This is a genomic window from Phycicoccus sp. M110.8 (assembly GCF_032464895.1).
GTDB lineage: Bacteria > Actinomycetota > Actinomycetes > Actinomycetales > Dermatophilaceae > Pedococcus.
This window is the reverse complement of sequence record NZ_JAWDIC010000001.1, coordinates 1,326,914-1,338,502: the sequence shown is the minus strand read 5'-3', so window position 1 is coordinate 1,338,502 and position 11,589 is coordinate 1,326,914. Positions and strand designations below refer to the sequence as shown.

Genomic DNA, 11,589 nt, shown 5'->3' with positions numbered 1-11,589 from the left:
CACACGGGGCCGTTCAGCCGCCCGTCGCCTCGAGGGTGAGCTGTGCCCGGTGGTGCCGGTAGTGCTTCGGCGCCCAGTCCAGGACGTCCAGGCGGCTCATCCACGGCGTGAAGTACGGGTCCCACGAGGCGGGCACGGTCATCCCGCGCGCGAGGTCCACGGCCGACGCCTCGTCACCCCACCGCAGCAGCCACTGCGTGTCCTGGCGCATCCACTGACGGACGCGGGGCAGCGGCACGACCCGGGAGCCGGCGACCGGTGCCGCGAAGTTCACCCAGTCGTAGGGTCGGGTCAGGCTGCCCAGCAGGCGCGACCACCCGACCGACACACCCGGGGGCAGCCGCGAGAAGCCGCCCAGCACCGGCACGAACACGCGGGCGATCCGCTGCCCGAACCACATGTGGAACAGCAGCTGCTCGTTGGTCCACCGGGTGCCCCTCGTCGGGCGGACGAGCTCGTCGACCCTGGCCCCGCCCACCAGTGCGTCGAAGTCCTCGGTGACCCAGGTGAGGGCCGCCCGCTGCTGCTGGGGGAGTGCCACCCCTCCACGGTCCACCCCGGACGCCTCCGCGTCCACCACCGCGCGGGCGGTCCGGGGACGGCTGGCGTATGCCGGCAGGCGCCGGCGGCCGCGCGACCGTCCCTCCGCGCGGCCGCGGGTCAGGACGGGGCCGCGTCGTGGAGGAGCGGGCTCCACCGGTAGACCGCGGCGACGGCATCCACTCCGCTGACACCGACGACGGTGTCCCGGTGCTGGTGCAGGGTGAGCTGCTCGGACGGTGACCGTCGGGTGGAGGCGTGCGTCGTCAGACCCGCTCCCGCCACCGTCCTGCCGTGGACCTGGGCCACGAAGGGGCTGCGTGGTCGGTAGGGCCCGGGGTCGGGGGCGCGGCCCAGGGCCGCGAGCACCATGGCGGCGGCGTGGGCGCCCTGGGCGACGGCGTCCTCCCAGTGGTCGATGCGCCAGGTGCCGAGGCCGTCGTGGTGCACGGCGACGCCGCCGGCGGCATACACGCCTGTCGCCTGCGCACGCAGGCGGTCGTCCACGGCGACGGCGCCGCGCCACGGGGCGGGTGCCGAGGGAAGGGTGCCGAGGGCCACGACCAGCAGGTCGCCGGTGATGACGGAGCCGTCGTCGAGGTGGACGTCGATCCCGTGCTCCCGGGCGTGGACGGCCTCGACGGTGCGGCCGAAGCGGGTCGCGGCCAGGTGCGCGTGGTGGTCGTCGGCGATGACGGCTGCGGCATCGGCACCGAAGGCGCGGGTGCCCGGGACGGTGCTGCGGGCGACGAGGGTCACGTGGTGGCCGTCCCGGCTCAGGGTGGACGCGGTCTCCGCGGCCGTGACGCCGCCGCCGTAGCAGATGACGCGTCCGGGGCGGTCGTGCGCGGCGAGGGAGTCGCGGACGTGGACGGCGTCGGCGAGCGAGTGCAACGTCGTGACCAGGCCCAGCCGCTGCGCGTGGGCGACACCCTCGATGGTGCGGTCGATGGTGCGCGGCCGGCTGCCGGTGGCGACGACGAGACAGTCGTAGGGCAGACGGTGCCCGGACTCCAGGCGCACGAGGCGGGCGTCGGTGTCGACGTCCTGGGCGCTGTCGGCGAGGAGGGTGGCGCTGGGCAGGTGCATCCGGACCAGCTCGGGCGTCAGCTGTCCGTGGGCGACGGCCTTGACGAGCATGCGGTTGTACGGCGTCTCTCCGGTGCGGGCGACCAGCGTGACGTCCACGTCAGGCGAGGCGCCGTCGGGCGACGCACGGTCGGGCGAGGCGCCGTCGGGCGAGGCGCCGTCGGGCGCCTCCGCGAGGGCGCGGGCCGCGGAGGCCCCGGCCGCGCCGGCGCCGAGGACGACCACGCGGTGGGTGGTCCTGCTCATGGTGGTGCCTCCTGGTCGAGCGGGGGCTCGCGACGCGTCGTGGCGTCGCGAGCCCCCGGCAGCCGGGCGTCAGGACGCGGTGGCGTACCGCGCCGGGTCGGCGTCGAAGGCGGGACCGCAGCCGGCGCAGCAGAGCCAGTAGCGCTGGCCCTCGTAGTCGCGGTAGAGGCCTGCGGCCTCGGCGACGCTCTTGACGACGGTGCTGCCCACCATGACGGGGCAGGTCGCGAGGTCATCCTCGGCCGGCGCGAGGAGGTTCTCGCGACCGTTCTCGGCGGTGGCCTGGGTGGCCTGGGTGGGTTCGGGTGCGGCGCCGTGGCCGCAGCAGCTGGAGGCTCCGGCCTGCTGGTCGTTGCTCATCGGTGGTGTGCTCCTTCTTCCTGGGTGGGGTGGTGGTCGGCCGACGGTGGTCAGCCGGCGATGCTCCGGAACCCGCGCAGGCGCAGGCTGTTGCCGACGACGAAGACGCTCGAGAACGCCATCGCCGCCCCGGCGAGCATCGGGTTCAGCAAGCCGAGGGCGGCGACGGGGACCGCCGCGACGTTGTAGGCGAACGCCCAGAACAGGTTCGACTTGATGGTGCTGAGGGTCTTGCGGGACAGGCGGATCGCGTCGACCGCGCTGCGCAGGTCCCCGCGCACCAGGGTGATGTCGGAGGCCTCGATGGCGACGTCGGTCCCGGTGCCCATGGCCAGGCCCAGGTCGGCCTGGGCCAGTGCGGGCGCGTCGTTGACGCCGTCGCCGACCATCGCCACGACCTTGCCCTCGCCCTGCAACCGGGAGACGACCGCCACCTTGTCCTGCGGCAGGACCTCGGCGATCACCTCCTCGATGCCGACCTCGGCCGCGATCTGCCTCGCCACGGCCTCGTTGTCCCCGGTGAGCAGGACCGGCGTCAGGCCCAGGGCCTTGAGCTCGGCGATCGCCTGCGCACTCGTCGGCTTGACCGTGTCGGCGACCACGAGGATCCCGCGCGCCCGTCCGTCCCACCCGGCAGCGACGACCGTCCGGCCGGCCCGCTCCGCAGCGTCCTTGGCCGCGGCGAGCCCGGCGTCGAGGTGCAGCGACCACTCGGCCAGCAGCGACGTGCGGCCCACGACCACGGCGTGCCCCTCGACGATGCCCTGGACGCCCTTGCCCTCGACGTTGGCGAAGTCCTCGGGTACCGGCAGGGCGCCGGTCTGCTGGGTGGCCGCCTTCGCTATGGCCTGCGCGATCGGGTGCTCTGACGCGTCCTCCAGGGCGCCGGCCAGGCGCAGCAGCTCGGCGTGGTCCGTGCCGGGCGCGACGACGACGTCGACCAGGGTCATCTTCCCGGTGGTGACGGTGCCGGTCTTGTCCAGGACGACGGTGTCGACGGCGCGGGTCGACTCCAGGACCTCCGGGCCCTTGATGAGGACACCCATCTGGGCGCCGCGGCCGGTCCCGACGAGCAGCGCGGTCGGGGTGGCCAGCCCGAGCGCGCAGGGGCAGGCGATCACCAGCACCGCGACAGCGGCCGTGAACGCGGCGGCGACGGGGAAGCCCGCGCCGAGCCAGGCGCCGAGGGCGGCCACGGCGATGCCGATGACGATCGGCACGAAGATGCCGGAGACCCTGTCCGCCAGGCGCTGGACCTCGGCCTTGCCGGTTTGGGCGTCCTCGACGAGCCGGGCCATCTGGGCGAGCTGGGTGTCCGACCCCACCCGGGTCGCACGCACCACCAGGCGCCCGCCGGCGTTGACGGTGGCGCCGGTGACGGCGTCACCGGGACCCACCTCCACGGGGACGGACTCGCCGGTGAGCATCGAGGCGTCGACGGCCGAGGTGCCCGTGACGACCACTCCGTCGGTGGCGACCTTCTCGCCGGGGCGGACGACGAACTCGTCGCCGAGGGCCAGGTCATCGATCGCGATCTTGTTCTCGACGCCGCCTCGCAGCACCGACACCTCCTTGGCGCCGAGCTCGAGCAGCGCTCGAAGCGCTGCCCCCGCCTGGCGCTTGGAGCGCTTCTCGAAGTACCTCCCGGCCAGGATGAACATGGTGACGCCGGCCCCGACCTCGAGGTAGATGTTGGCGGCGCCGTCCGAGGGGGCCAGCGTCAGCTCGAAGGGGTGGGTCATGCCGGGAGTGCCTGCGGTGCCGAGGAACAGGGCGTAGAGGGACCACAGGAAGGCCGCGGTGGTGCCCATGGAGATGAGCGTGTCCATCGTCGCGGTGCCGTGGCGCAGGTTGGCCCAGGCGGCCTTGTGGAACGGCAGCGCGCCCCAGATGACCACCGGCGCGGCGAGGGCCAGGGAGGCCCACTGCCAGTAGGTGAACTGCAGCCCGGTCACCATCGACATCGCGATGACGGGCACGGTCAGGATGATGGTCACGATGAGGCTGTTGCGCAGCGAGGCCAGCTCGTGGTCGCCCTGCTCCGCGCCGCCCGCGCCGGCGCCGTCCGCCGGGCCCTCTGCCCTGGCGGGCGTGGGCAGCGCGGCGGTGTACCCGGTCTTCTCGACCTCCGCGACGAGCAGGGCGGGGTCGTACCCGACGGGGACGGTCACCCTCGCCTTCTCGGTCGCGTAGTTGACCGTGGCGGTGACGCCCTCGAGCTTGTTGAGCTTCTTCTCGATCCGCATGGCGCAGGAGGCGCAGGTCATCCCGCCGATCTGCAGCTCGATGCCGGTGTCCCGCTCGACGGGTGCCGAGGTGGTCATGGTCGTCTTCCTTCTGTCGTCTCCGGGCGCTGGCCGATGGAGGTCAGTGCCCGCTGTGCGTGTCGGTGGAGCTGTTGCTGCCGGGCGTGCCGGCGTGTGCGCCGGGGGTGGCGTCGAGGACGAACCGGGCCGTGTGGACCTGCCCGTCGACCTGGAAGTCCAGGTAGAGCAGGTACCTGCCGGCGGTGGGAGCCTCCGCCGCGAAGGCGATGTCCGGCCCGGCGACGTCGCCGGCCCGGGGCGCCGTGCCCTCGGCGTGGACGTGCAGGTAGGTCAGGTCTCCCTCGCGCAGCGCGACCAGGTGCCCGAACGCCCCGAGGTACGGCTGGAGGGTGGTGACCGGCTTGCCGTCGCGGGTGACCGAGACGGTGAGCGGGCTGGACGCGCCCGCCACCAGGTCCCCGGCAACGGCGACGTCGAACCCGTCGACCGTGTCCGTGCGAGAGGGGGTGCTGGCCACCGGGACGTAGGAGCCGGCGACCTCGACGGCCCTGGTGAGGGTCGCCGACTGGGCCGAGGATCCGGTGGTGGCGAAGTCCGCGTAGGCGCGGTAGGTGCCCGCGGCGCTCCACGCCCACGGGATGGACCACGTGCCGGTCGCCGTGTCCAGGGTCGGGTGCACGTGCCGGTAGCCGGTGCCGTCGGAGCGCACCACGACGAGGTGCAGCTGCTTGTCGTGCGCGGTGGCGAAGGTCGTCACCGGTGCACCCGCAGTGGTCTCGACCCGGAAGCTGAGCCGCCCCTGCTCGCCGGGAGTCCGCGGCGCCGCGATCGGGGACAGCACGTAGCCGTGGGCCGACAGCGACTGGCCCTTCAGCTCGTCGCCGCCGTGCGCGGTGGCGCCCATGCCCATGTCGTCCCCGCCGCCGTGGGGCTGGGAGTGTGCTCGGCCGGCCCAGGCCGTGACGGCACTGGGCGGCACGAGGGCGCCGGACAGGCCGAAGGCCGCCACGAACGCGACTCCCAGGCCGGCGCCGTAGAGGCCGAGCCGGGTGGGCGCGTTCATCGGACCGGGACCGCGGAGTAGCCGGCCTCCTCGACCGCCGCGAGGACCTGGGCGTCGTCGATCGTCTGCGGCCCGCCGACCACCAGCGTCCCGGTCTGGGCGCTGACCTCGACGGTCTCGACGCTCGGAACCTGGCCGACCTCCTCGCGGACCGACATCTCGCAGTGGCCGCAGGTCATGCCCGTCACCTGGTACGTGGTCGTGCTCATGACAGTCTCCTCTTCATACCCATACGGGGTAGTGGTGTGTGGTCTCGTGCACCACCGTATACCCCCCGGGCGTATTCCTCAACGGCAGGGGCGGACGCGCCCACGCCTGGTGGGCAGGCAGCAGCGACGCACCCGGCCGAGCCGGCCGGGTGCGTGCGTGCGGGAAGAGCTCAGGCGTCGAGCGCCGGGCGCGGCTCGTCCTCGACCGGGACGCGGACGACCGTCACCTGTGGGTGTCCCAGGAGCCGTTGGGGGACAACGCCCACCACAGACCGCCGGAGGCGTTGACCCCTTGGCCGTTGACGTCGCCCGGGGTCCGGTCCGCCGCGTACGTGTACACCGGGTAGCCGTCGACCGTCAGCTGCTTCGTGCCGTCGGGGCGGGTGATGGAGCCGAAGGTGGCGGTGATCCCGGCGGCGGGGTGCGTGGGCGCGTCGCCGGCGGGGACGGGCGGCCAGTAGGTGGCGCACGACCCGGTGCAGCGCGACTGCCCACGCGGGTCGATCGCGAACACGTACATCGTCATCCGCTGCTGCGTCACGAGGATCGTCCCGACGCGCGAGGGTGCGGTCGTCGGGGCACCCGAGGCCGCAGCGGGGCTGCCCGAGCGTGCGGGAGGGTTCCCGTAGCGGCCACCTGCGGCGGAGCTGCTCGGGGCCGACGTGCTCGACGACGAGGTGCTCGAACTGCCGGAAGCGTTGCCGTAGAGGCCGCCGGACGACGAGCCGTTGGAGCCGCAGGCGGCGAGCAGGAGGGCGGCGCTGAGTGCGGTGCCGGCGGCTGCTGCGGCGGTGCGGGTGCTGGGGGTGGATGGCCTGGACATGGGGTGCCTCGCGTTCTGCCGTGCTGGTACCCGTCAGGACGCAGTGGGGACGCGGCCGGTTCACGCCGGCCGAGTGCCCGGGTGCCCGCGGTCAGGCCTCCGGCTGCGCCCGCCCTGGTGCGAGCCCGGCCACCACGACGTCCGCCACCTGGCGGGGGTGGGTGAACAGGTTGTTGTGCGAACCCGGCAGCACCGCGACCTGCCTGTGCGGGGAGGCGGTCGCCCTGCCGTGCAGGTGCTGGAGCCAGTGCTGTGGGGCCATGGTGTCGGCCTCGCCGGCCGTGAGGACCAGCGGTGCGGTCACGTCGGTGATCTGGTCCTCGGGCCGCAGGTGCATCGCCGAGCGGATGATGGCGGCCGTCCGTCCGGCGTGCCGGAGCAGGCGCAGCGCCGCCGGCAGCTCCCGTGGCGACTCCCTCCGGTATGCCGCCGGTGCAGCCAGTGCCAGCGCGGAAAGCCGGCGGTGGTCCGGCACGAAGACGGGACCGGCGAGGACGACCAGGTCCGGCGGCGTCGTGGTTGTCGTGGCGGCCCGGAGGGCCGCGAGCGCTCCCGTCGAGTGCCCCATGACCACCACCGGCTGGTCCGCCGGCTGCGTCCGCAACCAGGCGGCACCCCACTCCCCGGCCCTGGCGGGGTGCGCCTCGCTGACGCGGGCCGCACGCGCCAGGCCCGGCAGGTCGAGGACGGCACAGTGCAGGCCCCGAGCGGCCAGGGCGCGGGCGGTCGGGGCGACGTAGTCGGTGAGGCTGAGCCCGGGCAGCAGGCAGACGAGCCCGTGCGACGGGCCCCGGGGCCGGTACTCCACCGCCCGCACGGCCGCCCCGTCGACGACCGTCCAGGTGGTGATCGCTCCGGGCTGGTCCCGGGGCGCGAGCACCCGCCTGTGCAGGCCTGCGCCACGCGGTCCTTCCACGCTCGGTCCTCCGGCGGGCTCTGTCGGTCACGGGCCCCTGGGCGCGTGGTGACGTCGGTCAAGGCCTGGGTTCGACCGGCTCCGACCCTAGGCGAGGGGTGCCGGGTTCGCCGTCCAGTTGACAGAACCGGACAAAGGGGTCAACCATCGATTGGCTTCAAGCAGTCGGGGCCCCAGACATCGTCGTCCCATCCAGGAGCCCTGCCATGACCGATTTCCTCGAGCCGTCGGTCGTCACCACGCCGCTCCACGACGTGAAGCCGTCCTCGGACCCCGCCACCTGGAGCGTGCGCCAGCTCGTCGCCGCGCTCGCCGAGCTGGAGGACGCCCTCCGGGACCGGCACGAGCTGACGGGGTCGACCGTGCCGCCCTACCTGCAGGCGGCCATCGACCGTGAGCACGCCATCCTGGCCGAGCTGCACCGCCGGTCGGTGGCCGAGTCCGCGGGGACCGTTTCCCCGACGGCCGAGCCCACTCCCGCCTGACCACCGCGGGTTCTCCTCGTTCCGGTCAGGAAGTGGCCGGAACCGCTCCTAGCGTGGACAGTGCCGCCGGAGGTCCCGGTGGTTCCACGAGAGGACACGACATGGACTTCAGGATCGAGCTGGTCCCCATCGCCAGCACCGACGTCGACCGCACGAAGGCCTTCTACGAGCGCGTCGGCTGGTCGGCGGAGTTCGACCAGACGCCGGTGGAGGGCCTCCGCTTCGTCCAGGTGACCCCGCCGGGTTCGGCCTGCTCGTTCTGCTTCGGCACCGGGCTGCAGATGTTCCCCGAGGGACAGACCCAGCACATCCAGGTGGTCGTCGCGGACGCTGACGCGGCCAGGGCGGAGCTGAGCGCCCGCGGCATCGACTGCTCGGACGTGCAGGAGCTCGCCTGGGGCCGCTTCGTCCGCTTCGCCGACCCGGACGGCAACCAGTGGTCGCTGCAGCAGCTGCCGGCTCGCAGCTCCTGACCGGTCACCCCGGGTAGACAGCCACCTCGCTGGCCTTCACCGCCAGCACCACTTCGTCGCCCGGCGCGATCCCGAGCTCGGCGAGCGCCGCCGGCGTGATGTCGGCCGACAGGTGTGGCGTGTGCACGCGGACCTGGTGGCCGTGCGGCTCCAGGTCGGTCACGGTGGCGCGCACGACATTGCGGGGGGAGCCGTGCGGGGTCTGTCGGTAGACGCCCACCGCCGACGGGCTGAAGACCGCGACCGACGGCTCCCCGTCGGCCGGTGGTTGCTCGGACAGCCCCGCGAGGTGGAGCCCGTCCGGTCCGTCCACCCCGCCGTCGCGAGCCGTCCCCCGGACGAGGTTGAGGCCGGCGACCTTGGCGGCGAAGGAGCTGGTGGGCCGGGTGAGGACCTGCGCGGTGGGCCCCTGCTCGACCACCCGACCGCCGTCGAGGACGACGACCTCGTCGGCGAGCAGGACCGCGTCGAGCACGTCGTGCGTGACCAGGACCGTGGTGCGGCCGGCCAGCACCCGGCGCAGCAGCTGGCGCAGTGCCGGTGCCGCCTCGACGTCGAGGGCGGACAGCGGCTCGTCGAGGAGCAGGAGCGCGGGTTCGGTGGCCAGGGCGCGGGCGACCGCGACGCGCTGGGCCTGGCCGCCGGACAGCTGCGCCGGCCGGCGGCTGGCCAGGTCGCTCGCCTCCACCTCGGCCAGCCACCGGGCGGCCCGGGCGTGGGCGGCCCTGCGCGGCATACCTGCACTGCGGGGGCCGAAGGCGACGTTGTCGGCCACCGAGAGGTGCGGGAACAGCCGCGCCTCCTGCGCCAGCAACGCGACACCGCGTGCGTGGGGTGGCACCTCGCGGTGGGAGCCGTTGCCGGAGAACAGGATCCGGTCGTCGAGCACCACCTCGCCCTCATCGGGCCGGAGCAGTCCGCAGAGGGTGGCGAGCGTGGTCGACTTGCCGGCGCCGTTGGGTCCGAGGAGCGCGACGGTATGCCCCGTCGGGACGTCCAGGGCCAGGTCCAGGTCGCGCTCGACGACCCGCAGCCGCGCGTGCAGGCTCACAGGGCGCTCCGGGACCGGCGGGTGAGCGTGATAACGATGGTGGCCACCGCGACGAGGACCAGGGAGAGCGCGACAGCCGCCTGTGGGTCGGTCTCGCGCTGGAGGTAGATCTCGAGCGGCAGGGTCCGCGTCACCCCCTGGAGGGAGCCGGCGAAGGTGATGGTCGCGCCGAACTCACCCAGCGCGCGGGCGAACGCCAGCACCGCCCCCGAGGCCAGGCCGGGCAGCACGAGCGGGAGGGTGACCCGGACGAAGACCGTCGTCGGGCGGGCGCCCAGGGTCGCGGCGACCTCCTCGTACCGCTGCCCGGAGGAGCGGAGCGCACCCTCGAGGCTCACCACGAGGAACGGCAGGGCGACGAACGTCTGGGCCATCACCACGGCGGTGGTCGAGAAGGCGACCTGCCAGCCGAGCACGTCGAGCGTGTGCCCCAGCAGCCCGCGGCGCCCGAAGGTGTAGAGGAGGGCGATGCCGCCGACGACAGGTGGCAGCACGAGGGGCAGCAGCACCAGCGACCGCACGAACGCCTGGCCCGGGAAGCGCGACCGGGCCAGGACGACCGCCATCGGGACCCCGAGCAGGATGCACAGCACCGTGCTGGCGACCGAGGTGCGCAGGCTGAGCAAGAGGGCGGCCTGCGAGGAGTCCGAGGTCACGAGGGCCCCGAACCGCGACCAGCGGACCTGCGTGAGCATGGCGACCAGCGGCAGGGCGACGAACGCCCCGCCGACGACGGCGGGGACGAGGAGCCACGCAGGCAGCCCCAGCCGGTGGGCGCGCACGTCAGGGCTTGCCGAACCCGGCGCCGGCCAGGACCGACTGTCCCGGGTCGCCGGTCACGGCCTGGACGAAGGCGGCGGCGAGGGCGGGGTTCCGGCTGCTGCGGAGCGCGGCGATCGGGTAGGTGTTGACGGCGGCCGACGCCTCGGGAAACGGAATGCCCTGGACCGAGCCGCCCGAGCCCTCGACGTCGGTGACGTAGACCAGGCCGGCGTCCGCCTCACCGGCCGAGACCTTGCCGAGGACGTCGGTGACCGACTGCTCCTCGCTGACCGGCCTGAGGTCCACCTTCGCCGCGGCCTCCACCCTCGCCGCGGCCCCTCCGCACGGGACGGCGGGTGCGCACACGACGACCTTGAGCCCGGGCCGGGCCAGGTCCCGAAGGCTCGCGACCTTGGCGGGGTTGCCGGGCGGGACCGCGATCTCGAGGGTGTTGGTCGCGAAGTCGACCGGAGCGCCCGAGGTGAGGGAGTCGGCAGTGGCCTTGGACATGTTCCGCTCGTCGGCGGACGCGAACACGTCGGCCGGGGCTCCCTGCTGGATCTGTGCCACGAGGTCGGAGGACCCGGCGAAGCTGAAGGCGACCTTGGTGCCCGGGTGGGCCTTCTCGAACCGGGCGCCGATCTCGGTGAACGTCTTCTTCAGGGACGCGGCGGCGAAGACGGTGAGCGTGCCCGAGAGCCGACCGCCGGACGAGGCCGCCGTGGACGAGGCCGCGGCTCCCCCCTGCGCCGAGCCGGCCCCCGACCCGCAGGCGGCGGTCGACGCGACCAGGGCGGCCACGGCAGGCAGGACGAATCGGCGGGTGACGGTCCTCATGAGGCGCCTCCGGGGGTCTCGACGATGACGGTGGTGGACTTCACGACCGCGATGGCCACCGACCCCAGCTCGAGGCCGAGGTCGTCCACGGCCTCGCTGCTCATGAGCGAGACGACCCGGAACGGTCCGCACTGCAGCTCGACCTGGGCCATGACGGTGTCGCGCCGGATGTCCGTCACGAGGCCGACGAACCGGTTCCGGGCCGAGCGCCCGACCCCGGACGGGTCGTCCACGGCCCGGGCGTGCTCGCGCGCGAGCAGGGCGACCCGGTAGCTGTCGACCACCTTGCGTCCGGCCTCGTCCGTCTCTGCCGGCAGGGCGCCTCCGTCGACCCAGCGGCGGACGGTGTCGTCGCTGACGCCGAGGAAGGTGGCGGCGTCGCGGATCCTCATGAGCGGCACGGATGGCACCTTACCTCCGCAGGTGCGGCAACAAACAGCCCCTTCCGCAGCGTCTGCGCCAAGCGAC

General features: G+C 73.9%; 14 protein-coding genes. 2 read left to right on the top strand and 12 right to left on the bottom strand.

The features are described from left to right. Positions 1-13: 13 nt before the first annotated feature. The 8 genes from RKE38_RS06290 to RKE38_RS06255 form a co-directional block, all read right to left on the bottom strand. A complete protein-coding gene (locus RKE38_RS06290; RefSeq protein ID WP_316006594.1) occupies positions 14-541 on the bottom strand; it encodes a DinB family protein in 528 nt (175 codons plus the stop codon). 119 nt (positions 542-660) lie between these two features. Beyond that, the gene (locus tag RKE38_RS06285; RefSeq protein WP_316006593.1) at positions 661-1,875 is read right to left on the bottom strand and encodes an NAD(P)/FAD-dependent oxidoreductase; all 1,215 of its coding nucleotides are present in this window, start codon (positions 1,873-1,875) and stop codon (positions 661-663) included. A 69-nt stretch (positions 1,876-1,944) separates the two neighbouring features. Beyond that, positions 1,945-2,235 (bottom strand): YHS domain-containing protein, encoded by a 291-nt coding sequence (locus RKE38_RS06280; RefSeq protein ID WP_316006592.1) that lies wholly within the window; start codon positions 2,233-2,235, stop codon positions 1,945-1,947. A gap of 50 nt (positions 2,236-2,285) precedes the next feature. Continuing rightward, entirely contained in the window at positions 2,286-4,559 is a 2,274-nt protein-coding gene (locus RKE38_RS06275; protein WP_316006591.1) for a heavy metal translocating P-type ATPase, read from the bottom strand. 43 nt (positions 4,560-4,602) lie between these two features. After that, on the bottom strand, positions 4,603-5,565 hold the full coding sequence (locus RKE38_RS06270) for a heavy-metal-associated domain-containing protein (protein ID WP_316006590.1): 963 nt from the start codon (positions 5,563-5,565) through the stop codon (positions 4,603-4,605). Then, positions 5,562-5,774 (bottom strand): heavy-metal-associated domain-containing protein, encoded by a 213-nt coding sequence (locus RKE38_RS06265; RefSeq protein ID WP_316006589.1) that lies wholly within the window; start codon positions 5,772-5,774, stop codon positions 5,562-5,564. The genes RKE38_RS06270 and RKE38_RS06265 overlap by 4 nt, the downstream gene beginning before the upstream one ends. Positions 5,775-5,997: 223 nt before the next feature. Continuing rightward, positions 5,998-6,597, bottom strand: coding sequence for a hypothetical protein (locus RKE38_RS06260; protein WP_316006588.1), 600 nt, complete (start codon positions 6,595-6,597; stop codon positions 5,998-6,000). A 91-nt stretch (positions 6,598-6,688) separates the two neighbouring features. Then, positions 6,689-7,513 carry an alpha/beta hydrolase gene (locus RKE38_RS06255; protein ID WP_316006587.1) on the bottom strand — a complete coding sequence of 275 codons (825 nt, stop codon included), beginning with the start codon at positions 7,511-7,513 and terminating at the stop codon, positions 6,689-6,691. A 206-nt stretch (positions 7,514-7,719) separates the two neighbouring features. On the opposite strand from RKE38_RS06255, the gene RKE38_RS06250 reads away from it, so the two are divergent. Together RKE38_RS06250 and RKE38_RS06245 are read left to right on the top strand one after the other, a co-directional pair. After that, a complete protein-coding gene (locus tag RKE38_RS06250) occupies positions 7,720-7,998 on the top strand; it encodes a hypothetical protein (RefSeq protein ID WP_316006586.1) in 279 nt (92 codons plus the stop codon). Between the two features lie 101 nt (positions 7,999-8,099). Next, positions 8,100-8,471, top strand: coding sequence for a VOC family protein (locus RKE38_RS06245; protein ID WP_316006585.1), 372 nt, complete (start codon positions 8,100-8,102; stop codon positions 8,469-8,471). A 4-nt stretch (positions 8,472-8,475) separates the two neighbouring features. On the opposite strand, the gene RKE38_RS06240 is transcribed toward RKE38_RS06245, so the two are convergent. The 4 genes from RKE38_RS06240 to RKE38_RS06225 are packed head-to-tail and all read right to left on the bottom strand — an operon-like array spanning position 8,476 to position 11,522. After that, positions 8,476-9,522, bottom strand: coding sequence for a sulfate/molybdate ABC transporter ATP-binding protein (locus tag RKE38_RS06240; protein WP_316006584.1), 1,047 nt, complete (start codon positions 9,520-9,522; stop codon positions 8,476-8,478). Further along, a complete protein-coding gene (locus RKE38_RS06235; protein WP_316006583.1) occupies positions 9,519-10,304 on the bottom strand; it encodes an ABC transporter permease in 786 nt (261 codons plus the stop codon). Before RKE38_RS06235 ends, RKE38_RS06240 begins: the two co-directional genes overlap by 4 nt. 1 nt (position 10,305) lies before the next feature. Next, positions 10,306-11,121, bottom strand: coding sequence for a molybdate ABC transporter substrate-binding protein (gene modA, locus RKE38_RS06230; protein WP_316006582.1), 816 nt, complete (start codon positions 11,119-11,121; stop codon positions 10,306-10,308). Continuing rightward, positions 11,118-11,522: a molybdopterin-binding protein gene (locus tag RKE38_RS06225; RefSeq protein ID WP_316006581.1), complete on the bottom strand. Its 405-nt coding sequence runs from the start codon at positions 11,520-11,522 to the stop codon at positions 11,118-11,120. The genes modA and RKE38_RS06225 overlap by 4 nt, the downstream gene beginning before the upstream one ends. Positions 11,523-11,589 lie beyond the last annotated feature (67 nt).